The 23,167-nt window shown below is 60.2% G+C and carries 23 protein-coding genes; 13 read left to right on the forward strand and 10 right to left on the reverse strand.

Features of this window, described 5'->3' with window-relative positions; genetic code table 11:
* Positions 1–109: 109 nt before the first annotated feature.
* Positions 110–793, reverse strand: a complete 684-nt coding sequence (locus OHJ17_RS18815) for a helix-turn-helix transcriptional regulator (RefSeq protein ID WP_009308087.1) — start codon at positions 791–793, stop codon at positions 110–112.
* 425 nt (positions 794–1,218) lie between these two features.
* Here OHJ17_RS18815 and OHJ17_RS18820 point away from each other — a divergent pair, with 425 nt between their 5' ends.
* The 4 genes from OHJ17_RS18820 to OHJ17_RS18835 all read left to right on the forward strand — a co-directional run bounded on the left by OHJ17_RS18820 (position 1,219) and on the right by OHJ17_RS18835 (position 5,865).
* Positions 1,219–2,406 carry an anaerobic sulfatase maturase gene (locus OHJ17_RS18820; protein ID WP_009308086.1) on the forward strand — a complete coding sequence of 396 codons (1,188 nt, stop codon included), beginning with the start codon at positions 1,219–1,221 and terminating at the stop codon, positions 2,404–2,406.
* A 44-nt stretch (positions 2,407–2,450) separates the two neighbouring features.
* Entirely contained in the window at positions 2,451–4,184 is a 1,734-nt protein-coding gene (locus tag OHJ17_RS18825; RefSeq protein ID WP_032432748.1) for an arylsulfatase, read from the forward strand.
* A gap of 87 nt (positions 4,185–4,271) precedes the next feature.
* Entirely contained in the window at positions 4,272–5,048 is a 777-nt protein-coding gene (locus OHJ17_RS18830; RefSeq protein WP_020948109.1) for an SDR family NAD(P)-dependent oxidoreductase, read from the forward strand.
* Positions 5,049–5,073: 25 nt separating this feature from the next.
* A complete protein-coding gene (locus tag OHJ17_RS18835; RefSeq protein WP_032432747.1) occupies positions 5,074–5,865 on the forward strand; it encodes a MoaF C-terminal domain-containing protein in 792 nt (263 codons plus the stop codon).
* A 367-nt stretch (positions 5,866–6,232) separates the two neighbouring features.
* Here OHJ17_RS18835 and OHJ17_RS18840 read toward each other — a convergent pair whose 3' ends face one another.
* The 4 genes from OHJ17_RS18840 to OHJ17_RS18855 all read right to left on the reverse strand — a co-directional run bounded on the left by OHJ17_RS18840 (position 6,233) and on the right by OHJ17_RS18855 (position 9,642).
* A complete protein-coding gene (locus OHJ17_RS18840; RefSeq protein WP_004147443.1) occupies positions 6,233–7,186 on the reverse strand; it encodes an aldo/keto reductase in 954 nt (317 codons plus the stop codon).
* A gap of 128 nt (positions 7,187–7,314) precedes the next feature.
* Complete coding sequence (locus tag OHJ17_RS18845; RefSeq protein WP_002892707.1) at positions 7,315–8,091, reverse strand: ABC transporter substrate-binding protein; 777 nt, start codon at positions 8,089–8,091, stop codon at positions 7,315–7,317.
* A gap of 19 nt (positions 8,092–8,110) precedes the next feature.
* Positions 8,111–9,289, reverse strand: coding sequence for a M20 aminoacylase family protein (locus tag OHJ17_RS18850; RefSeq protein WP_004176999.1), 1,179 nt, complete (start codon positions 9,287–9,289; stop codon positions 8,111–8,113).
* 215 nt (positions 9,290–9,504) lie between these two features.
* On the reverse strand, positions 9,505–9,642 hold the full coding sequence (locus OHJ17_RS18855) for a hypothetical protein (RefSeq protein WP_032409074.1): 138 nt from the start codon (positions 9,640–9,642) through the stop codon (positions 9,505–9,507).
* Here OHJ17_RS18855 and OHJ17_RS18860 point away from each other — a divergent pair.
* Positions 9,605–9,730: a hypothetical protein gene (locus tag OHJ17_RS18860; RefSeq protein WP_019705351.1), complete on the forward strand. Its 126-nt coding sequence runs from the start codon at positions 9,605–9,607 to the stop codon at positions 9,728–9,730. The genes OHJ17_RS18855 and OHJ17_RS18860 overlap by 38 nt on opposite strands.
* A gap of 64 nt (positions 9,731–9,794) precedes the next feature.
* On the opposite strand, the gene OHJ17_RS18865 is transcribed toward OHJ17_RS18860, so the two are convergent.
* The gene (locus OHJ17_RS18865; RefSeq protein WP_002892701.1) at positions 9,795–10,250 is read right to left on the reverse strand and encodes an RcnB family protein; all 456 of its coding nucleotides are present in this window, start codon (positions 10,248–10,250) and stop codon (positions 9,795–9,797) included.
* Positions 10,251–10,418: 168 nt separating this feature from the next.
* Positions 10,419–10,808 carry a hypothetical protein gene (locus tag OHJ17_RS18870; protein WP_002892699.1) on the reverse strand — a complete coding sequence of 130 codons (390 nt, stop codon included), beginning with the start codon at positions 10,806–10,808 and terminating at the stop codon, positions 10,419–10,421.
* A 271-nt stretch (positions 10,809–11,079) separates the two neighbouring features.
* Here OHJ17_RS18870 and OHJ17_RS18875 point away from each other — a divergent pair, with 271 nt between their 5' ends.
* The 3 genes from OHJ17_RS18875 to OHJ17_RS18885 all read left to right on the forward strand — a co-directional run bounded on the left by OHJ17_RS18875 (position 11,080) and on the right by OHJ17_RS18885 (position 14,082).
* Entirely contained in the window at positions 11,080–12,198 is a 1,119-nt protein-coding gene (locus OHJ17_RS18875) for an ABC transporter substrate-binding protein (protein ID WP_004151804.1), read from the forward strand.
* A 61-nt stretch (positions 12,199–12,259) separates the two neighbouring features.
* Positions 12,260–13,288 carry a FecCD family ABC transporter permease gene (locus OHJ17_RS18880; RefSeq protein ID WP_072196910.1) on the forward strand — a complete coding sequence of 343 codons (1,029 nt, stop codon included), beginning with the start codon at positions 12,260–12,262 and terminating at the stop codon, positions 13,286–13,288.
* On the forward strand, positions 13,285–14,082 hold the full coding sequence (locus OHJ17_RS18885) for an ABC transporter ATP-binding protein (RefSeq protein ID WP_002892698.1): 798 nt from the start codon (positions 13,285–13,287) through the stop codon (positions 14,080–14,082). The genes OHJ17_RS18880 and OHJ17_RS18885 overlap by 4 nt, the downstream gene beginning before the upstream one ends.
* A gap of 40 nt (positions 14,083–14,122) precedes the next feature.
* Here the strand turns inward: OHJ17_RS18885 and OHJ17_RS18890 are convergent, their stop codons facing one another.
* From OHJ17_RS18890 to OHJ17_RS18900, 3 genes are all read right to left on the reverse strand, one after another.
* Entirely contained in the window at positions 14,123–15,265 is a 1,143-nt protein-coding gene (locus OHJ17_RS18890; RefSeq protein WP_002892697.1) for an HlyD family secretion protein, read from the reverse strand.
* Positions 15,265–15,609, reverse strand: coding sequence for a DUF3302 domain-containing protein (locus tag OHJ17_RS18895; RefSeq protein WP_002892695.1), 345 nt, complete (start codon positions 15,607–15,609; stop codon positions 15,265–15,267). Before OHJ17_RS18895 ends, OHJ17_RS18890 begins: the two co-directional genes overlap by 1 nt.
* 135 nt (positions 15,610–15,744) lie before the next feature.
* Positions 15,745–16,386, reverse strand: a complete 642-nt coding sequence (locus tag OHJ17_RS18900) for a helix-turn-helix domain-containing protein (protein ID WP_025983197.1) — start codon at positions 16,384–16,386, stop codon at positions 15,745–15,747.
* A 238-nt stretch (positions 16,387–16,624) separates the two neighbouring features.
* Here OHJ17_RS18900 and OHJ17_RS18905 point away from each other — a divergent pair, with 238 nt between their 5' ends.
* From OHJ17_RS18905 to OHJ17_RS18925, 5 genes are all read left to right on the forward strand, one after another.
* Positions 16,625–17,548 (forward strand): aminoimidazole riboside kinase, encoded by a 924-nt coding sequence (locus tag OHJ17_RS18905; RefSeq protein ID WP_004142652.1) that lies wholly within the window; start codon positions 16,625–16,627, stop codon positions 17,546–17,548.
* 164 nt (positions 17,549–17,712) lie between these two features.
* A complete protein-coding gene (locus tag OHJ17_RS18910) occupies positions 17,713–19,230 on the forward strand; it encodes a carbohydrate porin (RefSeq protein ID WP_004147437.1) in 1,518 nt (505 codons plus the stop codon).
* Positions 19,231–19,334: 104 nt separating this feature from the next.
* Positions 19,335–20,705: a sucrose-specific PTS transporter subunit IIBC gene (locus OHJ17_RS18915; protein WP_002892640.1), complete on the forward strand. Its 1,371-nt coding sequence runs from the start codon at positions 19,335–19,337 to the stop codon at positions 20,703–20,705.
* A complete protein-coding gene (locus OHJ17_RS18920; RefSeq protein WP_004183252.1) occupies positions 20,705–22,105 on the forward strand; it encodes a sucrose-6-phosphate hydrolase in 1,401 nt (466 codons plus the stop codon). Before OHJ17_RS18915 ends, OHJ17_RS18920 begins: the two co-directional genes overlap by 1 nt.
* 23 nt (positions 22,106–22,128) lie before the next feature.
* Positions 22,129–23,139 (forward strand): LacI family DNA-binding transcriptional regulator, encoded by a 1,011-nt coding sequence (locus tag OHJ17_RS18925; RefSeq protein ID WP_014907957.1) that lies wholly within the window; start codon positions 22,129–22,131, stop codon positions 23,137–23,139.
* Positions 23,140–23,167: the final 28 nt, after the last annotated feature.

The following is a 23,167-nucleotide window of genomic DNA, read 5'->3' on the forward strand; positions in this document are numbered from 1 at the left end:
GTGCTCCGGTCAAAAAAGCCTCCCCCCGGGGGATCCTCCAGGGAGTGATACCCACAGGCATCAGGAAAACGCCGTGCTGCCACGGCGCGCGCGGGATGCGAAAGTCAGATTACAGATGCAGCGTACGCTGAGCGGCCGGCATCCAGGTTCGGGAAACCAGTTCGGTACGATTGACCACTTCGGTCTTGGCGAAAATATTGCGCAGGTGCGTTTTTACCGTCGAGAGCGAGATATCCAGCTGGCGGGCAATCAGCTTATTGCTGGCGCCTTCGCGCACCATGCCGACGATTTCCCGCTCTTTCGCCGTCAGGATGGCGGGCAGATCATCTTCTTCCTGCAGGCAGTCGCGGATGGCCAGCTCTACCAGCGGCAGCACCGCCTGGGCCCGCTGGCGCTCTTCGCTGGAGAAAGGCACGTCGCGCATCAGCGAGATACCGGCGACGATCCGCCGCTCGCGGCGGATAAAGATCTCGGTCATGTCGCGCACGTTATTCGGCAACATAAATTCATGATAGTAATGCCGGTTGCGGTCGCAGAGCCGCGGCGTCATCGCCGCCACGGTGGTGTTCTGGTGGCTAAAGTGCGACGGCAGAAGCGGATCCAGCGGCTGGAAGTTTTCCAGATATTGTTGGTGCGTATTATCGGAAATATTATGCAATATATAGTTTTCGGGTTTTAAACGATTATTTACTCGATAAAACACCGCTGAAGTTAGTGGAATTAACTGGGAAATAGTCTGTAAACAACGGGCTATTATCGCATCATTATGGCTGGCTTTTAACAAAGCAGACATGATAGGGCCTCCCCGTCGAGATGATGGTACATGACACATGGATGACTACTGATAATTGAAGCATACATTTCACATTTAAGTAACACAATCATTAACATATTAACAATGTGATAGCCGTTACAAAATTTTCAGCAATACATTGTTATATAAAGCATTTAAAAAACACCCCGGCCATGCTTTACGATAGCGGCGTTAAAACATAAACAAATAAGATTAACACCCGGCGTACCTGCCCCTGGTGATAAAAAAACCCTATTCCCGACGCGTGATTCTCATCCTAAAGAACGATGGATTTTTGTTTTTTTTCACTTATACCCTTAACAGGATGCATTTAATTTTCGCCGCGGCTTAATCATGTGATTACGCCTGACCCGCTGTTGCCAAAATAATATCAACAGTACCGGTCATTAACCGAGGATAAGCCGATGCTGAATATCGCCGCCCTGCGCCAGCAGCAAATTCCGCTGGCCGCTGAGCCGCGCTCGCCAGTGCCGTTTCATATTCTGATGAAGCCGATTGGCCCCGCCTGCAATCTCGCCTGCCGCTATTGCTATTACCCGCAGGACGAAACGCCGGTCAACAAGATGGATGACGCGCGGCTGGAGCAGTTTATCCGCCGCTATATTGCCGCCCAGCCCGCCGGCGCGCGGGAAATCAACTTTGTCTGGCAGGGGGGCGAGCCGCTGCTGGCCGGCCTGAGCTTCTACAAAAAAGCGCTCGCCCTGCAGGCACGCTATGCCCCCGACGGCGTGACTATCAGCAACAGCCTGCAGACCAACGGGACGCTGATCAACGACGCATGGTGCCGACTGTTCCGCGAACATGGCTTTATTATCGGGTTGAGCCTCGAAGGCAACGAAGCGCTGCAGGACTACCATCGTCCGGATAAACGCGGCCGGTCGACCTGGTCGGCGGCGCTGCGCGGCATTGACCTGCTCCATCAGCATCAGGTGGACTTTAATCTGCTGGTGGTGGTGCATAACGAGATGGCGGCCCACGCGGCGGCGATTTATGACCGGCTGGTCAGCCTCGGCGCGCGCTATCTGCAGTTTCAGCCGCTGATGAGCGAAGGCGCGGCCCTGCGCGAAGGATACCAGCTCAGCGCCGATAACTGGGGACGTTTTATGGTCGGCATCTGGCGACAGTGGCGGAAGCGCTGCGATAGGGGGCGGGTGTTCGTTATCAATATCGAACAGGCGTGGGCGCAGTATTTCACTCATACCAGCGGCAGCTGCGTGCACAGCGCCCGCTGCGGCAGCAACCTGGTGATGGAGCCCGACGGACAGCTCTACGCCTGCGACCACCTGATCAACGCCGAACATCGGCTGGGCCGCCTCGATGAGCAGACGCTCGCCGCCGCGGTCGACGCCTCGGTGCAACTGCCGTTCGGTCAGCAGAAAAGTCTGCGCCGCGAATGCCAGACTTGCTCGGTAAAAATGGTCTGCCAGGGCGGCTGCCCGGCGCATCTCAACGCCGCAGGCAACAACCGCCTCTGCGGAGGCTACTACCGCTTCTTTAGCGACATCCTCGCGCCAGTACGCCCCTTTTCCCGCGACCTTAATGGCCTGAAGGCCTGGCGGGCCGCGTTTGTTGGGACTGCGCATACTGCGTAGCGCCTTACCCTGATGATATCCCCCTCTGAACAGGAGAGTAAGTCGTGAACAAAAAAGCCATGGCCGCGGCGGTCAGCATGATCCTCGCCGGTGGCGCGCACGCCGCGCAGCAGGAGCGTCCAAACGTCATCGTGATTATCGCCGATGATATGGGCTACTCGGACATCAGCCCCTTTGGCGGCGAGATCCCCACCCCCAATCTGCAGGCGATGGCCGAGCAGGGAATGCGCATGAGCCAGTATTACACCTCGCCGATGTCGGCCCCGGCGCGCTCAATGCTGCTCACCGGCAACAGTAACCAGCAGGCTGGGATGGGCGGCATGTGGTGGTACGACAGCACCATTGGCAAGGAGGGCTACGAGCTGCGGCTGACCGACCGCGTCACCACCATGGCCGAGCGCTTTAAAGACGCGGGGTATAACACCCTGATGGCCGGTAAATGGCACCTCGGTTTTGTTCCCGGCGCCACGCCGAAAGATCGCGGCTTTAATCACGCCTTCGCCTTTATGGGCGGCGGCACCAGCCACTTTAACGACGCGATACCGCTGGGGACCGTTGAAGCCTTCCACACCTACTACACCCGCGACGGCGAGCGCGTCTCCCTACCGGATGATTTTTACTCCAGCGAAGCCTACGCCCGCCAGATGAACAGCTGGATTAAAGCGACGCCGAAGGAACAGCCGGTCTTCGCCTGGCTGGCCTTCACCGCCCCTCATGATCCCCTGCAGGCGCCGGACGAGTGGATTAAGCGCTTCAAAGGCCAGTATGAGCAGGGTTACGCCGAGGTCTATCGCCAGCGCATCGCCCGCCTGAAAGCGCTGGGAATTATCCATGACGATACCCCGCTGCCGCATCTCGAGCTGGATAAAGAGTGGGAGGCGCTAACGCCAGAGCAGCAGAAATATACGGCGAAAGTGATGCAGGTGTATGCGGCGATGATCGCCAATATGGACGCGCAAATCGGCACCCTGATGGAGACGCTGAAACAAACCGGGCGCGATAAAAATACCCTGCTGGTCTTTTTAACCGATAACGGCGCCAACCCGGCGCAGGGTTTCTACTACGAATCTACCCCGGAATTCTGGAAGCAGTTCGATAACAGCTATGACAACGTCGGCCGCAAAGGATCATTTATCTCCTACGGCCCGCACTGGGCCAACGTCAGCAACGCCCCCTACGCCAATTATCACAAAACCACCAGCGCCCAGGGCGGCATCAATACCGACTTTATGATCTCCGGTCCCGGGATCACCCGCCACGGTAAAATCGACGCCTCGACGATGGCGGTGTATGACGTGGCGCCGACGCTATATGAGTTCGCCGGCATCGATCCGAACAAGTCGCTGGCGAAGAAGCCGGTGTTGCCGATGATCGGCGTCAGCTTTAAGCGCTATCTCACCGGCGAAGTACAGGAGCCGCCGCGCGGCAACTACGGGGTTGAACTGCATCATCAGGCGGCCTGGGTCGATGGCGAATGGAAGCTGCGACGGCTGGTGCCGCGCGGCCTCACCGCCGGCGACGCGCCGTGGCAGCTGTTTAATCTGCACGACGACCCGCTGGAGACGCATGATGTCGCGGCCGAACATCCCGATCGGGTCAAAGCCATGAGCGAGGCCTACGAGGCATTTGCTAAGCGCACCATGGTTACCAAAGCGCAGGGCAAAATGATCGACTACGTCGGTATCGATAGCAAAACCGGGCGCTATCTGGCGGTCGACCCCGCCACCATGAAGCCGGTGCCTGCGCCGCAGGCGATCCCTGTGAGCGAGATCCATTAACCACCACGGCTATCGTTCTTCCGGGCGATAGCCGGGACCTGACGCGCTTTTTAAGGTAATCGGAAACCCCATTACAGGAGAGTGCGGATGGCGAGAGTCGTGGTGATAACCGGCGGTGGAACCGGAATTGGCGCCGCCTGCGCGCGGCTGATGCGCGCCGCGGGCGACCGGGTGTTTATTACCGGACGGCGCGAAGCGCCGCTGCAGGCTGTCGCCAATGAGACCGGCGCCACGGCGCTGGTGGGCGATGCCGCCGACGGCGAGGTGTGGCGCCAGCGGCTGCTACCGGCGATCCTCGACCAGACCGGCGGGATTGATGTCCTCATCTGCAGCGCCGGCGGGATGGGCAACAGCCCCGCCGCCGAGACCAGCGACCGCCAATGGCGCGAGGCGCTGGACGGCAATCTCACCAGCGCCTTCGCCAGCGTTCGCGCCTGTCTGCCTTCGCTGATTGCCCGCCGCGGCAATGTGCTGTTTGTCGCCTCCATCGCCTCTCTGGCCGCCGGGCCGCAGGCCTGCGGCTACGTCACCGCCAAACACGCTTTAATCGGCCTGATGCGCTCCGTCGCCCGCGATTATGGCCCCCAGGGGGTACGCGCTAACGCCGTCTGTCCCGGCTGGGTCACGACGCCGATGGCGGATGAAGAGATGCACCCGCTGATGCAGGCGGAAGGGCTGTCGCTGGCTGAGGCTTATCAGCGGGTCTGTCGCGATGTTCCGCTGCGCCGCCCCGCCAGCCCCGAGGAGATAGCCCAGGCCTGTCAGTTTCTCTGCTCTCCGCAGGCCGCCATCATCAGCGGCGCTACGCTGGTCGCCGACGGCGGGGCCAGTATCGTCGATGTTCCCACTCTGGCGTTTGCCTAACGCCCTACTCTGTTCAGGAGCCCCTATGACTTCAGAAGCCGTATTTATCCAGGTCGGCGCGCTGGCCGATGGTTTTGCGCCGCACGGTAACCTGCTGGCTACCGCCAGCCTGCCCGCAGGCGAAAACTTTACCTTTTATGTCGCCGGGAGCGAGCCGCAACAGCTGGTTATCGAAGATGAGCAGACGCTAAGCTGGAACGGCAAGCGCGCCCCCTGGCGGGCGACCGCCCTGCGCCCGGACATTCTGTTTATCGACTTCCTTGACCCGGAGCGGGATAACGCCAGCATTAGCGCGGTATGCAACCTGACGCAGCGCAATGCCACGCTGGTATACGGCCAGCTACCGGACGAAGCCGCCGCGCGGCTGGACGCCTTCAGCCGGGTAGAGCAAGGGTTGCCGCTGACCGCGGTTGAGGAGCGATTTGTCTTCGCCCGCCTGGATACCCAGCCGGGGCCGCTGCCGGGCTTTACCGATGCGCTCATTGGCATGCGCAATCAGTACACCTACAGCCCGACCGAGCGCTATGAGCACATCTATCTCAACGACAATTTTTACGCCTGGCAGTGTCTGGACGGTGTGGAAAAGGGGCTGGCGGATGTCGATCGCTGCCACTATGTGCAGGTGGCTGAGGATCTCTATCTGTTCGTCTGGCGGGAGAAAATCATCCCCACGCTGGGGGTGATCCTCATCGATCTGCAGCAGATGCGCACTGACGGCAAGATCATGGGCTATCAGGGCAGCGATTTCGGCGCCCTCAGCAATTTCCCGGTCGGCGCCAGCGCGAAGATCCTCAACGTCACCCGCCATCAGGAATAGTAGGGCGCCGCCGGGCACGCTTTCAGGCACCGCACCCGTCATTTCGCCGGGTGACGGCTGCGCCTTACCCGGCCTACCGGGGCCTCTCACAGGCTCACACCTCGCAGGCCCGGTAAGCGCAGCGCCACCGGGCGATGCTATCAGACACGGAGCCGCTTTATTGCCGGGTGGCGGCTGGCGCCTTACCCGGCCTACAGGAGCCTCTCACAGGATCACACCTCGTAGGCCCGGTAAGCGCAGCGCCACCGGGCGATGCCATCAGGCACGGAGCCGCTTTATTGCCGGGTGGCGGCTGGCGCCTTACCCGGCCTACGGTCCGCGTCATGTTTAGCCTTCCCCCCTCTCCCCGCCGGGAAGAGGGATTGCCTCAGGCGCTGGCGCCGTCCAGCCGCGCCACTTGCTCCGCGCTCAGGCTCAGCGCCGCCGCGCGGGCAAAACTCTCCACCTGAGCCACGCTGGTGGCACTGGCGATCGGCGCGGTCACCCCTTCGCGGCCGATCAGCCACGCCAGGGCCACCTCAGCCGGCTTCGCGCCCTGCTCGTCCGCGACCGCCGCCAGGGTATCGATAATCCGCATCCCGCGCGGATTCAGGTACTTACCAATCCCGCTTCCGCGCTGACTCTGTGTCAGATCCGACGGCTGGCGGTACTTACCGGTTAAGAACCCCGAGGCCAGGCTGTAGTAGGTCACCACCCCGATATCGCGGCTGACGCAGAGATCGCACAGCGCGCCTTCAAACGCAGAGCGGTGGTAGAGGTTATATTCCGGCTGCAGCACCTGCCACGCAGGCAAGCCGCCCTTACGCGCCACCTCCAGCGCCCCCGCCAGTTGCATCGCATCGAGGTTAGAGGCCCCCATCGCGCGGATTTTTCCGGCCTGCTGCAGGCTGTGGAAGGCCTCCAGCGTTTCCGCCACCGGGGTTTGCGGATCCGGCCAGTGGGAGAAGTAGAGGTCGATATAATCGGTATTCAGGCGACGCAGAGAGTCGTCAACCGCCTGTTGGATCCAGGCTTTGCTGAGCCCTTTATGGCCGGGGAGGCCGAGATCGGAGCCGACTTTGGTGAAAATTTTGACTTTATCACGCATGCCGGGGCGCGCCTGTAGCCAGCGGCCGATTATGGTTTCAGATTCGCCGCCCTGGTTGCCCTCCGCCCAGCGGGAATAAACATCCGCCGTATCGATAGCGTCAAAACCGTGGTCAACGAAAGCATCAAGAAGAGCAAAACTGGTTTTTTCATCGATGGTCCAGCCAAAGACGTTGCCGCCAAAGACTAATGGGGCGATGGAAAATCCGGTTTTGCCCAAAGGACGTGTCATCATGCCGAGTACTCCTTAGCTTATATTCTGCTTCCCTCAGGTAACCACAGGGGTCAGGAGAGGAGGTCGATTGGATAATCAGAAAAGGAATCTTACGGCGGGCGCTCCACGCCCGCAGGTACACTCTGACATTATGTCCCGGAATAAACATCAAAGCTAAAATATTTGCCAGCTAATTTTTTATAGGTGCCGTCGGCAAGAATCTTCGCAATCGCGCCGTTAATTTCCTGACGCAGCGCCTCATCGTCTTTACGCAAACCTATCGCCGCCCCGGCGCCAAACAGCGTATCGTCCTGCAGATGGCCGCCGACAAAGGCGAATTCTTTACCCTGCGGCTGCTGCAGGAAGCTGTAGTCGGCCATCATCCCGGAGAGCACCGCGCCGTCGATGCGCCCCGACTCCAGGTCACGCACCACGCTATCGGCCCCCTGGTAGGCCACAATGTTTATCCCCTGCGGCCGCCAGTGCTGGTTAACATACGTCTCCTGCGCCGAGCCCTGCTCCACGCCGATGGTTTTGCCCTTCAGCTGTTCCGGCGTATTGCCTTGCAGGGTATTTTTACGCGCCACGAGGAACACCGGCCCGTTATACAACTTGTCGCTAAAGGCAATCTGCGCTTTGCGCTTCTCGGTCATATACATCCCGGAAAGGATCGCGTCGAATTTACGCGCCTTCAGCGCCGGGATAATGCCGTCGAAATTGCTTTCCACCCACACGCATTTCGCCTGCAGCTGCTGACAAATGGCGTTGCCTAAATCGATATCAAACCCCGCCAGCTTGCCCTGCGGATCTTTCCATTCAAACGGCGCGAAAGTCGGGTCGACGCCGAAGCGGATCTCCTTTCCCCCTTCGGCCAGCGCCGACGTCGACGCCATTAATGCCAGCCATAGCAACAGTGATTTTTTCATTCGCGTTCTTCTCCAGAGATTAGCGACAGTGTTTTTCCACCAGACGGGCGAACAGCGTCGCGCCGATGGTGATAATGTCATCGTTAAAGTCGTAGCCGGGGTTGTGCACCATGCAACCGCCCTTCTCCCCTTTCTCGCCATTGCCGAGCAGGAAGTAGCTGCCCGGGCGTTCGCGCAGCATAAAAGCGAAATCCTCGCTGGCGTTCATCGGCGAGACCGACTCCAGGACCCCTTCGCGGCCAAACACCTCCAGCGCCAGCGCCCGGGCGAAATCGGTCTCTTCAGGACTGTTGGTTAATACCGGATAGGAGTCGTAAACCTCCACTACGCTGCTGGCGCCATAGCTTTTGGCGGTAAAGTCAGCGAGCTCGTGAATACGCTTGATCAGCAGGTCGCGGATTTCCGGCTTCATCGCCCGCACGCTCAGCTCCATCACCGCGCTCTCCGGAATGACGTTGGAGGCGATACCGGCCTGGAAGGTGCCGACGCTGACCACTGCCGTTTCCCCCGGCGGCACGTTGCGCGCCACGATGCTCTGCAGGGCCATCACCAGCGCCGCACCGGCGACGATCGGGTCGACGGTGCGCTCGGGGTGGGCGCCGTGGCCGCCGTAGCCGGTAATCGTGATTTTGACGGTGTCCGCCGAGGCCATGAAGTTGCCGGCGTAGAAGCCCAGCTTGCCTACAGGCAGGCCTGGCATGTTGTGCAAGCCAAAGATGCGTTCGCAGGGGAACTGCTCGAACAGGCCGTCTTTAATCATTAAATCCGCGCCGCCGATAGCCTCTTCCGCCGGCTGAAAAATCAGATGCACCGTGCCGTTGAACTGACAGGCCGGCGAGGCGATATATTTCGCCGCCGCCAGCAGAATGGTGGTGTGACCGTCATGGCCGCAGGCGTGCATTTTTCCTGGCGCCGTGCTGGCCCAGGGTAAACCGGTGGTTTCCTCGATCGGCAGGGCATCCATATCGGCGCGTAAACCGATGGTGCGCGGAGAATCGCCTTTGCTCAGGCTGCCGACCACGCCGGTCTTGCCGAGACCGCGCGTCACCTGATAGCCCCACTCCGTCAGCTTGCTGGCGACCAGTTCGCTGGTATTAAACTCTTCAAGACTTAATTCCGGATTGGCATGTAAATAATGACGGATAGAAATCATTTCCGCTTCCGTCGCTTTAATTTCTGGAATTACATAATCACTCATGCCGCTCTCCGGGAAATAAATTAAGGACTTATCACGGTATCGCGATGAAAAGTTTATGCAAGCAGCATTTCTAATACCTGGAATGGACGCATCTTATTTAATAATCCACTCACCACAGCGCAATGAATAATAAAAATAGTGCAATTAAAAAATAAAAGTTTATTTTTTTGAGAATTTCCCGTTATTTACCCTACCCTGCACGGCCACATCCAGCGTTATATAAAATAAACGGGCAGACAATTACAGAGGCTTTTCCTTCTCGCTATCGTCACGCTGGCGGGCTGCAGCGCGCCGATCGCCGCCTCCACCAGCGGCGTGGCGTCAGATACCGCCTCCCTGCCCTCGAAGGTCAACGTTTATCATCTGACCGAAAAAGAACTGTCCACCCAGGCAACGATCAATGGTTATAAATACTGGCCGGATGCTGCGCTGGATCCGTAGCTTTCCGCGAGTGCGCCATCGCCGGATCAGGCTTTTCCTGACCCGGCGTCGCGGAGCAGCGCATTTAGTGGCCGAGGGCGCCGCTCACCAGAATCGAGGTGATGATCCCGGTCGCCGCGGCGATCAGCACATAGTTACCGTCGATATAGGACCAGTGATGGCCTTCCGGCGGGGGCGGCAGGCCGCGGTCGCTCCAGTCGCGGACGCGATATTCATCGCCACGGAACGGCGCCGGAGCCGGGTGGCCTTTGCGGAAATCGTTCCCGCGCCAGGCGAAATGGTCCTGCTCATGACGTGCCAGATCGCGTTTGTCATGGCCGTCGCGATCCGGGCCACGCTGGTCATGGTCGCCCTGATGATGCGCGTCAGGTCCGCCCTGCGGTGCATGCCCGTCATGGTCCGGACCGTTCTGCCACACCGTGGGTTGCCCCGGACGATGGCCGTCGTTCGGGCCATCGGCAAAGGCCGGGACGCTCAGCACACAGGATAAAATTACTGCCAGAGAAATCATCTTTTTCATGGTACACCTCCTGATTCAGCTCCTTTGTACCGGGCAAATGTGAAGAAAGAGTGAGTAACTGGTTAACCAGGACGATTCCTGGCATCGGCAGTCGGGAAGAGGTTGTGCTGATGGCGGGGCAATAAAAAAGGCCGCTTTCGCGACCTTTATTCAGACAGGTTAAAGGACTTATTCAGTCACTTTATTTTTTAATTCTTCGGCGCCGGTTTTGGTTTTATCCCAGCCCTTTTCCGCACCGGATTTGGTGGCATTCCAGCCTTTTTCACTGACCTCTTTGGTCTTATCCCACCCCTTCTCGGTGCCTTCTTTGGTCTTGTTCCAGGTTTTCTGCGCGCCTTCGCTCACCTGGCTGCCGACGCTGTCCTGCTTGCCTTCGGCGGCGTGTTTCGCCTTCAGCTGCTGCTCTTCGCCCTCGTGCTGGGCCTGATGCAGCTTCTCTTTAGCGGTGTTGGCGTTGGCATTCGCCGCCGCGACGGTATCATCTGTTGCATGTGTTGTCGCAGCAAAAACCGGAGCCGCAACCAGAATAGCCGATAACGCAATCATTGCTTTTTTCATAATATCCTCTCTCACGTGTCGTGTTATGAGTCGCATTCAGGATGGCACAACGAACCGGGGATGACATTAGGAATTAGCCTGAAAAACGTCTTCGACCTCCAGCCATGGCAGAAAATGCTGCCGCCGCGCGCGCCCTGTCGGCGTTGGCATAATTTCCAACATGTTTGTTACATTTTATGAAATTTGCCCTTGATATACTTGCCGTTGACGTTTACTCGAGAATAATTCTCAGAATCATTATATTTATAAATTGGCAAACGGAACTCATTTTATGGCAAGAAAATCAGTAAGATCGCTGTTACTTACTGCGCTGCTCGCGACGCCCCTCCTCAGCTATGCAACCCAATATCCCCTGACGGTCACGGACCTCGACGGCCGGCAGGTCACCCTCGCCAAAGAGCCGCAGCGTATTATTTTGCAGGATGGCCGCGACATTATGACCCTCGCCCTGCTGGACCGGGACAATCCGTTTAAACGGCTGGTGGCATGGAATAATCTGGCGAAAAAGCAGGATGTTGCCACCTGGCAGATGCTGAAAACGACGTGGCCCCAGTCGGCCACGATCCTTGACATGGGCTTCAGCGATAAAGGGAACGTCGATCTTGAAAGCGTCATCGCCCGTCAGCCGGATCTGATGATCGCCCAGCTGCGCGCCAGGCCAGCGCTGATGGAGAGCGGCGTCATCGACAAGCTCAGCGCCCTGCACGTTCCGGTGCTGTTTGTCGACTATGAGATCGCCCCGGCGAAAGATACCGCCCCCAGCATCGACCTGCTGGGCAAAGTCCTTAACCGCGAGAGCCAGGCCAAAGCCTTTACCGATTACTATCGTCAGCAGCTGCAGTCGATTCGCCAGAAGACCGCGACCATCACGCCGAAGGCCAACGTCTTCGTGGAAGCGCTGGCCGGCAACAGCGACGCCTGCTGCTTTACCCACGGCCACAGCGGCTGGGGCGGGCTGGTGGAGGCGGTCGGGGCGAACAATATCGGTTCGCAGCTGCTGCCGGGCGCCTCCGGGTTCGTTTCGCTGGAGAAAATCATCAGCATGAAGCCCGACGCCTGGATCATGACCGGCTCGAAGCGCGGCAACAGCCAGGTGTTGCCCCTGGGTTATGCGGTTAAGCCAGAGGCGGTGAAGGCCCAGGCGCAGACGCTGCTGGCGCGACCTGGGGTCAGCCAGATCCCGGCGGTACAGGAAAAGCGGGCCTATGGCGTTTATCACCACTTCTATAACCACCCGTGGAATATTGTCGGCATGGAATACCTGGCGAAAGATATCTACCCGCAGGCCTTCGGCGATCTCAACCCGGATGAGACGTACCATTATATCGTGCGCCATTTCACCGACCTGCCGGACCAGCCGTTCGTCTTCTCCTGGCAGCAGAGCGAGTAAATACAGCATGCGTTTAACCTCCGACTCCGTGCTCGACGGGCTGCCCGCCGGGACCTCTGGCGTGATGGATGACTATCGCCGTATCGTGCGTCGCCGTCTGCTGCTGATCCTCCTGCTGGCGCTGTTGATTGTCGCGTCACTGCTGCTCGATTTTATGCTCGGCCCCTCCGGTCTGCCGCTGCAGAACCTGTGGCAGACGTTAACCGATCCGGCCAGCGCCGATCCGGGCACGCGCGCCATCGTCTGGGATATCCGCCTGCCCTATGCGGTGATGGCGATTATCGTCGGTCTGGCGCTGGGACTGGCCGGCGCCGAAATGCAGACCATCCTCAATAACCCGCTGGCCAGCCCGTTTACCCTCGGCGTCTCCTCGGCTGCGGCGTTTGGCGCCGCGCTGGCGATTGTGCTGGGTATTGGTCTGCCCGGTATTCCCGGCCAGTGGTTTATCTCGGCCAACGCCTTTATCTTCGCCCTGCTGGCGGCCCTGCTGCTGGACGGCATCACCCGCTGGACCCAGGTGGCCACCTCCGGCGTCATTCTGTTCGGCATCGCGCTGGTCTTTACCTTTAACGCTCTGGTCTCGATGCTGCAGTTCATCGCCAACGAAGACACGCTGCAGGGGCTGGTGTTCTGGACCATGGGCAGCATCGATCGCGCCTCCTGGAGCAAAGTCGCCATCCTGCTGGTCGCCCTGGCGCTGGTGATGCCCCTGTCGCTGCGCAGCGCGTGGAAGCTGACCGCCCTGCGGTTGGGCGAGGACCGGGCCATCAGCTTTGGCATTAACGTTCGCCGTCTGCGCCTGACCACGCTGCTGCGGATCAGCATCCTGTCAGCGCTTTCGGTGGCCTTTGTCGGGCCAATCGGCTTTATCGGCCTGGTGGCGCCGCATATTGCGCGGATGCTCTTCGGCGAAGACCATCGCTTTTACCTGCCCGCCAGCGCGCTGATCGGCGCCCTGGTGCTCTCCCTGGCCTCCATCGCCTCGAAAAACCTGATCCCCGGGGCCATTATTCCGGTGGGGATCGTCACTTCCCTGGTCGGGGTCCCGTTCTTTTTGAGCATCATTTTACGTCATCGGGGGCAGGTATGAGCGACCAGACATTATCCGGGCTGTCGCTGTCTCACTTCAGCGCCGGCTACCCCAGACGCAAGGTGATCGAGAACCTGACGGTTCCCCATCTGCCGCGAGGGAAAATCACCGCGCTGCTGGGGCCAAACGGCAGCGGTAAATCAACGTTAATGCGGGCGATGGCGGGTCTGGGCCCCTGCCGCGGCGAGCTGCTGCTGGAGGGGGAAAATCTGCTGACGCAGCCGTTCTCACGTCGCGCAGAGCAGGTGGTCTATCTTCCGCAGACGCTGCCCGCCGGCGTGCATCTGCATGTGCTGGAGTCGATAATCGTTGCCCAGCGCGCCGCCGGAGGACGCCACAGTCCGCAGCGCCAGGAGGAGGTGATGGCGCTGCTGCGACAGCTGGGGATTGCCCATCTGGCGATGAGCTACCTCGATCAGCTCTCCGGCGGGCAAAAGCAGCTGGTGGGTCTCGCCCAGTCGCTGATCCGCCAGCCGCGCCTGCTGCTGCTCGACGAACCGCTCAGCGCCCTTGACCTCAACTACCAGTTTCACGTGATGGATCTGGTGCGCCGGGAGACCCGGCGGCGCAACATCGTGACCCTGGTGGTGGTGCACGACATCAATATTGCCCTGCGTCACGCCGACCACGTGCTGATGCTCAAGGCGGGCCAGCTGCTCGGCGACGGCACCCCGGCCGCGGTCATCACCCCCGAGACTCTGGCGGCCGTCTATGGGGTGCGCGGGCGTATTGAACCCTGTTCGCAGGGGGTGCGGCAGGTGATTATTGACGGCCTGGTGGACAGCGAGGCCTGACCGCGGCGCGGGGCGGTTCGTCCGCCCCGCGCCCGCCGGCTTAGTGATCGAGATAGATATAGTTTTCCCAGCTTTTCATGCGGATCAGGATCTTCCTGATCAGCGACAGCTCTTTCAGGTGATCCGAGTAGACCGCCGCCTCGAGGGTGGCCCCCTGCGGCAGAGCGTATTCGGCAAAACGCGGATCGGTCACCTTCAGCACCACCAGCGCCCGGCCATGGGTATTGAGCGCGTCTGTGGTCAGCAGTTTGCCCTGCCCCTGGAACTGGCTCTCGCCAATCGCCGGCAGCACGTCGGCCACTTCTCCGCGAAAGACGGTGCCCGGGATAGCCGGAAACATCAGCTCCGCGGGCTCGCCTTTGTGCAGACGCTGCAGGGCGTTCTGGCGAAATGCCGCGACGTACTCCCGCGAGGCGGCGCCCTCCACCGGCACAAAGGTCATCAGCGGGATCATCCCCAGCGCAGTGGACATGGTGCCCGGCCGTAAGCCGACGGTACTGACATAGCCATCCTCCGGGGCGCGGACGACGGTGTTCTCCAGCTGAAACTGCGCCTTTTGCAGCTGCGCCAGCAGGGAGGCCACGGTGGTGTTTTTGCCCTTCACCACCGAGTCCAGCGCATTACGCGCCTGAACCACCTTTGCCTGAGCCGCGCTGACGCTGGCTTCATCGGCTTTCCACGTCTGCAGACGGGTATCAACCATTTGATCGGAGAAGGCGCCCTGGGCATGGCCCTCCCGATAGCGGGCATACTCCCGCCGCGACTGGTCGCGCTGGGCCACCGCACGGCTCAGCTCGGCCTGCGCCTGGCTTAACGCCGCGTTTAAGGAGAGCGCATCCTGACTGGCTGCTTTTATCTGCGCCTGCAGATCGTCCACTTTCGCCTGGAAGGGCGTCGGGTCGAGGGTAAACAGCACATCGCCCTTATGCAGCATCTGGTTAGGCTTCACCGGTACGCTCTGCACCCGGCCGCGTACCTGCGACACAATCGGCACGGTGCGAAACACCTGGTTACCGACGTCGGTATAAGGGAAGTTGTAGTTCATCCCGAAGATCACCGCGCCAATCAGGGCGATACCGCCGAGCACCGCCGTCGGTACGGTCCACTTATTGAGCGGGATGCGAAAAACTTTAAACACCACGATGCATAGCGCGGCGTAGGTCAGCAACATTAACGTTTCCATTATTTTGCCTCCTTCGCTTTCAGAACGTCCACCTCGCGCTGGACCTGTTCCAGCTGCTGGACCACCGTTTCCAGACGCTGATGCAGCGCCTGCTGCTCGTCGGCAATGTGGCGCATCCCCCATCCGCGGTCTTCGCGCCACAGCGTCGCCCAGATCCATAACAAGGGCCACAGCGCGTGGAGGGTAAATAAGCTGACCCAACCGGCATAATGAATCGCATCCTGATGAGGATGACGCCGCTCTTTGGCGATTTCATAAGGAATATCGTGAATAACAATCACGCCATAAAAAAGTATTAAGGCCACGGCGATCAGAATGGCCAGCGCCACATAGTCCAGGGTCATAAAATAACTCCAGAGTGCAAGGTTAAATAAATAAAACAGCCAGATTCAGGCGTAACGGGGCCGGGGGAAAAAGCGCGCTTAGCGCTTTCCCTGGCGGTAATAGCAACGTGATGGCGTGAATCTGCCGAATCGGATTTAGAATTTCTCAGGAATATGACGGTCGATGGAGATCAGCTTGCCTTTTTTCACCGTGATATATCCCCCCTCGCGCAGCGCGGCCAGCACCTGGTACACATAGCTGCGCGAGAGATTGGTTCGTTTAATAATAAATGCCGACAGGCTCTCATGCTGACCCCCATCAATTTCGCCGCGATATAAATAGCGCGACAGCATCGATTTAATGGTCTGAAAGCTGGTCTGGCTGCCGCGTTCATAGTGGGCGTCAAGGGCAAATATGCCCATATAGGCCAGGATCGTGGTCAGCTCTTGCATATAGCCCGGCGACGAATGAAAGAATATTCGCTCAAAATCGCTGGCGGCTATTTTCGCCAGCTGGCACTCGCCCAGACACTGATAATAGAGCGCGACCGACGGACAATAATGTTCCAGTAATCCTAACGGCATATGCGCGATAACAATCCCGACCAGGTTCTGCTCATCGCCAAAGGCCAATGTCATTTGCCCCTGCAGCAGAAAGTAGAGATAGCCCGGCTGCGGAATAAAGCCCTGGTCTTTGCCCAAACTCAGCGTTTCACTGCAGGCGATCACCGCCGGCAGATGCGTAGTCAGCGTCAGCTTCTGGTACCGATCGTAAATATCGCCAAAACTGGGGTTCATCGCGCTACGCACTCCTTTACCTTTGGCCACCGCGGCGGGGCTAACCGCGACCTGGTGAACTATACCTAAGCGGGTGGGGAAGGAAAAGTCCAGATCTGGAGTGGCGAAATATTCCGCCTGGCTCACATTTTTTACCCTCGCCTCCCTGTTTCGTGACCCAATCGTTCCGCTTACCGGTGGGCTGTGCTTTAATGAGCTAAACCGGTTTAATAAAGTTTAGCTTAGAGGAGCTTGTCGTATGAATGGAAAAATCTGGGTACTCGGCGATGCGGTCGTCGATCTCCTGCCCGATGGCGAGGGCCGCCTGCTGCAATGCCCCGGCGGCGCGCCGGCCAACGTGGCGGTCGGCGTGGCGCGGCTCGGCGGTGACAGCGGGTTTATCGGCCGCGTCGGCGACGATCCCTTCGGCCGTTTTATGCGTCACACCCTGGCGCAGGAGCAAGTGGATGTGAACTATATGCGCCTCGATGCGGCGCAGCGCACCTCCACGGTGGTGGTCGATCTCGATAGCCACGGGGAGCGCACCTTTACCTTTATGGTCCGTCCGAGCGCCGACCTGTTCCTTCAGCCCGAGGATCTCCCGCCGTTTGCCGCCGGTCAGTGGCTGCACGTCTGCTCCATCGCTCTCAGCGCGGAGCCGAGCCGCAGCACGACATTCGCGGCGATGGAGGCGATAAAGCGCGCCGGGGGCTATGTCAGCTTCGACCCCAATATCCGCAGCGACCTGTGGCAGGATCCGCAGGACCTTCGCGACTGTCTCGACCGGGCGCTGGCCCTCGCCGACGCCATAAAACTTTCGGAAGAGGAGCTGGCGTTTATCAGCGGCAGCGACGACATCGTCAGCGGCATCGCCCGGCTGAACGCCCGCTTCCAGCCGACGCTACTGCTGGTGACCCAGGGTAAAGCGGGGGTCCAGGCCGCCCTGCGCGGGCAGGTTAGCCACTTCCCTGCCCGCCCGGTGGTGGCCGTCGATACCACCGGCGCCGGCGATGCCTTTGTCGCCGGGCTACTCGCCGGCCTCGCCGCCCACGGTATCCCGGACAACCTCGCAGCCCTGGCTCCCGACCTCGCGCTGGCGCAAACCTGCGGCGCGCTGGCCACCACCGCCAAAGGCGCCATGACCGCCCTGCCCTACAGGGACGATCTTCAGCGCTCGCTGTGATCCCCTTGGGCCGGTTAACGGCCCACTTTGCTGGCGACATCACAATTCTTAAACCGGTTTAGCAATTTTTATTTTCACCGCGTTACCGACATGTTTACCATATCAACTAAACCGGTTTAGCAAACATTAGCACACTCACTGATTTACCTTTGGATGTCACCAACATGTATAAAAAACGGAAGTTAGCCATTCTTATTGCTTTGCTAACCGGCACCGCCGCCGCCCATGGGCAGACAGACCTGAACAGCATTGAAGCGCGTCTCGCCGCCCTGGAAAAACGCCTGCAGGATGCCGAGACCCGCGCCAGCACTGCCGAAAGCCGCGCCGCCTCAGCGGAGCAGAAAGTTCAGCAGTTAACCCAGCAGCAGCAGCAAACCCAGGCCACCACCCAGCAGGTGGCCAGGCGCACCACTCAACTGGAAGAAAAAGCCGAACGGCCCGGCGGTTTTGAGTTCCACGGCTATGCGCGTTCCGGGGTGATCATGAACGACTCGGCCGCCAGTACCAAATCCGGCGCTTATATGACCCCCGCCGGGGAGACCGGCGGCGCCATTGGTCGCCTGGGCAACCAGGCCGACACCTATGTGGAAATGAACCTCGAACATAAACAGACCCTGGACAACGGGGCGACCACCCGTTTCAAAGTGATGGTGGCCGACGGACAGACCACCTATAACGACTGGACGGCAAGCAGCAGCGATCTGAACGTGCGCCAGGCGTTCGTCGAGCTGGGCAATCTGCCGACCTTCGAAGGCCCGTTCAAAGGCTCGACCCTGTGGGCCGGGAAACGCTTTGACCGCGACAACTTCGACATCCACTGGATTGACTCGGATGTGGTGTTCCTCGCCGGGACCGGCGGCGGGATCTACGACGTGAAATGGAACGACAGCCTGCGCAGCAACTTCTCGTTATACGGCCGCAACTTTGGCGATATCGCCGACAGCAGCAACAGCGTGCAGAACTATATCGTCAGCATGAATAACTTTGCCGGCCCGGTGCAGATGATGGTCAGCGGGATGCGGGCGAAAGATAATGACGACCGCCAGGACGCGAACGGCAATCTGGTGAAAGGCGATGCCGCTAACACCGGGGTTCATGCCCTGCTGGGCCTGCACAATGAGAGCTTCTATGGCCTGCGCGACGGGACCAGCAAAACGGCCCTGCTGTACGGCCACGGGCTGGGCGCCGAGGTTAAAGGCATCGGCTCCGACGGCGCGCTGCGCCCGGGGGCCAATACCTGGCGCTTCGCCAGCTATGGCACCACGCCGCTGAGCGATCGCTGGTTTATTGCCCCGGCCGTGCTGGCGCAGAGCAGTAAAGATCGTTATGTCGATGGCGACAGCTATCAGTGGGCCACCCTCAACCTGCGTCTGATTCAGGAAGTGACGCAGAACTTCGCCCTCGCCTGGGAGGGCAGCTATCAGTACATGGATCTGCAGCCTGAAGGCTACAACGATCGCCATGCGGTCAATGGCAGCTTCTACAAGCTGACCTTCGCCCCGACCTTCAAGGTGGGCAGCATCGGCGACTTCTTCTCGCGGCCGGAGATCCGCTTCTATACATCGTGGATGGACTGGAGCAAAAAACTGGACAACTACGCCAACGATGACGCGTTAGGCAGCAACGGATTCAAATCGGGCGGCGAATGGTCGTTCGGTATGCAAATGGAGACCTGGTTCTGACGGCAACCGGGGCGACAGGGTAAATAACACATAAATATAAGGTTCGCGGCGCCTGCCACGGCTGGCGCCGCCCACGCCATATCATCATGCATTTAGAGGGTACTATGGATTTTGAACAGATTTCCCGCTCACTGCTTCCCCTGCTGGGCGGCAAGGAAAATATCGCCAGCGCCGCGCACTGCGCCACCCGCCTGCGGCTGGTGCTGGTCGACGACGCGCTCGCCGATCAGCAGGCGATTGGCAAAATCGACGGGGTGAAAGGCTGCTTTCGCAATGCCGGACAGATGCAGATCATCTTCGGCACCGGGGTGGTCAATAAAGTCTATGCCGCCTTTATCCAGGCCGCAGGCATCAGCGAATCGAGCAAATCCGAAGCCGCCGACCTGGCGGCGAAAAAGCTGAACCCGTTCCAGCGCATCGCCCGCCTGCTGTCCAACATCTTCGTGCCGATTATTCCGGCCATCGTCGCCTCCGGCCTGCTGATGGGCCTGCTGGGGATGGTGAAAACCTACGGTTGGGTCGACCCGAGCAACGCTCTCTATATCATGCTGGATATGTGCAGTTCGGCGGCGTTTATCATTCTGCCGATCCTGATCGGCTTTACCGCCGCCCGCGAATTTGGCGGTAACCCCTATCTGGGCGCGACCCTCGGCGGGATCCTCACCCATCCGGCGCTGACCAACGCCTGGGGCGTCGCCGCCGGCTTCCACACCATGAATTTCTTCGGCATCGAAGTGGCGATGATCGGCTACCAGGGCACCGTCTTCCCGGTGCTGCTGGCGGTGTGGTTTATGAGCATGGTCGAGAAGCGGCTGCGCCGCGTGATCCCTGACGCGCTGGACCTGATCCTCACTCCGTTCCTGACGGTGATTATCTCCGGCTTTATCGCCCTGCTGCTGATCGGCCCGGCCGGTCGCGCGCTCGGCGACGGCATTTCGTTTATCCTCAGCACGCTTATCAGCCACGCCGGCTGGCTGGCGGGCCTGCTGTTCGGCGGCCTCTATTCGGTGATCGTTATTACCGGTATCCATCACAGCTTCCATGCCATCGAGGCCGGACTGCTGGGCAACCCATCGATTGGCGTCAACTTCCTGCTGCCGATCTGGGCGATGGCCAACGTCGCCCAGGGCGGCGCCTGCTTTGCGGTGTGGTTTAAAACCAAAGATGCCAAAATAAAAGCCATCACCCTGCCGTCGGCGTTTTCGGCGATGCTGGGGATCACCGAGGCGGCAATCTTCGGGATTAACCTGCGCTTTGTGAAACCGTTCATCGCCGCGCTGGTGGGCGGTGCCGCCGGCGGCGCCTGGGTGGTGTCGATGCACGTCTACATGACCGCGGTGGGCCTGACGGCGATCCCGGGAATGGCTATCGTGCAGGCCAGCTCGCTGCTGAACTACATTATCGGAATGGCGATCGCCTTCGCCGTGGCCTTCGCGCTCTCTCTGACGCTGAAATACAAAACGGACGCTGAATAATGTCATTACCGTCACGTCTGCCTGCGATCCTGCAGGCCGTTATGCAGGGCCAGCCGCAGGCGCTGGCCGACAGCCATTATCCGCAATGGCATCTGGCGCCGGTCAACGGACTGCTGAACGATCCTAACGGCTTTTGCCAGGTCGCCGGGCGTTACCACCTGTTTTATCAGTGGAACCCGCTCGCCTGCGACCATACCTATAAGTGCTGGGGACACTGGAGCTCTGCCGATCTGCTGCACTGGCGGCACGAACCTATCGCCCTGATGCCGGATGAAGAGTATGACCGCAACGGCTGCTACTCTGGCAGCGCGGTCGAGTTCGAGGGCGCCCTGACTCTGTGCTACACCGGCAACGTGAAATTCCCCGACGGCGGGCGCACCGCCTGGCAATGTCTGGCGACCGAGAATGCCGATGGCACCTTCCGCAAGCTGGGGCCGGTGCTGCCGCTGCCAGAAGGCTATACCGGCCATGTGCGCGACCCTAAAGTGTGGCGGCAGGACGGGCGCTGGTACATGGTTCTTGGGGCGCAGGATGTGCAACAGCGCGGCAAAGTGCTGCTGTTTACCGCCAGCGACCTGCGGGAGTGGCGCCTGGTAGGGGAGATCGCCGGGCACGATGTGAACGGCCTGGCGAACGCCGGCTACATGTGGGAGTGCCCGGATCTCTTTCCGCTGGCGGACACCCACCTGCTGATCTGCTGCCCGCAGGGGCTGGCCCGCGAAGCGCAGCGCTTTCTCAATACCTATCCGGCGGTGTGGATGGCAGGCCGCTTCGACGCCGAACGCGGGATCTTCGACCACGGCCCGCTGCACGAGCTGGACAGCGGATTTGAGTTCTACGCGCCGCAGACCATGCAGGCCGATGATGGCCGCCGCCTGCTGGTCGGCTGGATGGGCGTCCCCGACGGGGACGAGATGCATCAGCCCACCCGCGCGCAGGGCTGGATCCATCAGATGACCTGCGTGCGTGAGCTGGAGTGGCAGGCTGGCACTCTGTATCAGCGTCCGCTGCGCGAGCTGGTCGCCCTGCGCGGGGAAGCCCAGGGCTGGCGCGGGCAGACCCTGCCCCTCGCCCCGATGGAGCTGGCCTTTGACCTTTCCCCCGACAGCACGCTGGGGCTGGACTTTGCCGGCGCCCTGCAGCTCACCGTCAATCGCGACGGTCTGCGTCTGTCGCGCCGCGGCCTGCAGACGGCGGAGATGCATCACCGCTACTGGCGCGGCGAGGCGCGACGCCTGCGGATCTTTATCGACCGCTCCAGCGTGGAGATTTTCATCAACGATGGCGAAGGGGTGATGAGCAGCCGCTTCTTCCCGGGCTATCCGGGGCAGCTCATTTTCAGCGGTGCGACGCCGGTGGCATTCTGCCGCTGGCTGCTGCGGCCATGCATGGTAGAATAAGCGTTTTGCTTTCAGGCTCCCGGGTGCTGATGAAAACCAAACGCGTAACTATCAAAGATATCGCCGAACTGGCGGGCGTCTCCAAAGCGACCGCCAGCCTGGTACTCAACGGTCGTGGTAAAGAGCTGCGCGTGGCGCAGGAGACGCGCGAGCGCGTACTGGCGATCGCTCGCGAACAGCACTATCAGCCGAGCATTCACGCGCGCTCGCTGCGCGATAACCGCAGCCATACCATTGGTCTGGTGGTGCCGGAGATCACCAACTACGGGTTTGCCGTTTTCTCCCACGAGCTTGAGACGCTCTGCCGGGAAGCCGGCGTGCAGCTGCTTATCTCCTGCACCGACGAAAACCCTGGCCAGGAGAGCGTGGTGGTCAATAACATGATCGCCCGCCAGGTCGACGGCCTGATTGTCGCCTCTTGTATGCACAGCGATGCCGACTATCAGAAGCTCAGCGAACAGCTGCCGGTGGTGCTGTTTGACCGCTCCCCCAGCGACAGCGCCCTGCCGCTGGTGATGACCGACTCGGTCACCCCAACGGCCGAGCTGATCTCCCGTATCGCGCCTCAGCATGCGGACGAGTTCTGGTTTCTCGGCGGCCAGCCGCGGCTGTCGCCGTCGCGCGACCGGCTGGCGGGGTTCACCCAGGGCCTGGCCCAGGCGGGGATCACGCTGCGCCCTGAGTGGGTGATCAACGGCAACTACCACCCCAGCTCCGGCTATGAGATGTTCGCGGCGCTCTGCGCTCGGCTGGGGCGTCCGCCGAAGGCGCTCTTCACCGCGGCCTGCGGGCTGCTCGAAGGGGTGCTGCGCTATATGAGCCAGCATCATCTGCTGGATTCCAATATTCATCTCGCCAGCTTCGACGATCACTATCTGTATGATTCGCTTTCCCTGCGCATTGATACCGTGCAGCAGGATAATCGCCAGCTGGCCTGGCACTGCTATGATCTGCTCAGCCAGCTGATCGACGGCCAGGCGCCGGAGCCGCTTCAGCGCTATCTGCCCGCCACCCTGCAAATTCGCCATCCCTGACGGCGCGGTTGGCAATTAGCGTTTTCGC

The organism is Klebsiella sp. KP20-425-1 (assembly GCF_025813515.1).
Classification (GTDB): Bacteria; Pseudomonadota; Gammaproteobacteria; order Enterobacterales; family Enterobacteriaceae; genus Klebsiella; species Klebsiella pneumoniae.

What these genes read in the sequence shown, in the direction of transcription:
- OHJ17_RS18830 (WP_020948109.1), top strand. Translation starts at nt 4,272, where the DNA reads ATGGCGAGAGTCGTGGTGATAACCGGCGGTGGAACCGGAATTGGCGCC.
- OHJ17_RS18875 (WP_004151804.1), top strand. Translation starts at nt 11,080, where the DNA reads ATGGCAAGAAAATCAGTAAGATCGCTGTTACTTACTGCGCTGCTCGCG.
- OHJ17_RS18840 (WP_004147443.1), bottom strand. Translation starts at nt 7,186, where the DNA reads ATGATGACACGTCCTTTGGGCAAAACCGGATTTTCCATCGCCCCATTA.
- OHJ17_RS18850 (WP_004176999.1), bottom strand. Translation starts at nt 9,289, where the DNA reads ATGAGTGATTATGTAATTCCAGAAATTAAAGCGACGGAAGCGGAAATG.
- OHJ17_RS18915 (WP_002892640.1), top strand. Translation starts at nt 19,335, where the DNA reads ATGGATTTTGAACAGATTTCCCGCTCACTGCTTCCCCTGCTGGGCGGC.
- OHJ17_RS18905 (WP_004142652.1), top strand. Translation starts at nt 16,625, where the DNA reads ATGAATGGAAAAATCTGGGTACTCGGCGATGCGGTCGTCGATCTCCTG.
- OHJ17_RS18870 (WP_002892699.1), bottom strand. Translation starts at nt 10,808, where the DNA reads ATGAAAAAAGCAATGATTGCGTTATCGGCTATTCTGGTTGCGGCTCCG.
- OHJ17_RS18900 (WP_025983197.1), bottom strand. Translation starts at nt 16,386, where the DNA reads ATGAACCCCAGTTTTGGCGATATTTACGATCGGTACCAGAAGCTGACG.
- OHJ17_RS18910 (WP_004147437.1), top strand. Translation starts at nt 17,713, where the DNA reads ATGTATAAAAAACGGAAGTTAGCCATTCTTATTGCTTTGCTAACCGGC.
- OHJ17_RS18835 (WP_032432747.1), top strand. Translation starts at nt 5,074, where the DNA reads ATGACTTCAGAAGCCGTATTTATCCAGGTCGGCGCGCTGGCCGATGGT.
- OHJ17_RS18920 (WP_004183252.1), top strand. Translation starts at nt 20,705, where the DNA reads ATGTCATTACCGTCACGTCTGCCTGCGATCCTGCAGGCCGTTATGCAG.
- OHJ17_RS18895 (WP_002892695.1), bottom strand. Translation starts at nt 15,609, where the DNA reads ATGACCCTGGACTATGTGGCGCTGGCCATTCTGATCGCCGTGGCCTTA.
- OHJ17_RS18845 (WP_002892707.1), bottom strand. Translation starts at nt 8,091, where the DNA reads ATGAAAAAATCACTGTTGCTATGGCTGGCATTAATGGCGTCGACGTCG.
- OHJ17_RS18815 (WP_009308087.1), bottom strand. Translation starts at nt 793, where the DNA reads ATGTCTGCTTTGTTAAAAGCCAGCCATAATGATGCGATAATAGCCCGT.
- OHJ17_RS18885 (WP_002892698.1), top strand. Translation starts at nt 13,285, where the DNA reads ATGAGCGACCAGACATTATCCGGGCTGTCGCTGTCTCACTTCAGCGCC.
- OHJ17_RS18890 (WP_002892697.1), bottom strand. Translation starts at nt 15,265, where the DNA reads ATGGAAACGTTAATGTTGCTGACCTACGCCGCGCTATGCATCGTGGTG.
- OHJ17_RS18820 (WP_009308086.1), top strand. Translation starts at nt 1,219, where the DNA reads ATGCTGAATATCGCCGCCCTGCGCCAGCAGCAAATTCCGCTGGCCGCT.
- OHJ17_RS18865 (WP_002892701.1), bottom strand. Translation starts at nt 10,250, where the DNA reads ATGAAAAAGATGATTTCTCTGGCAGTAATTTTATCCTGTGTGCTGAGC.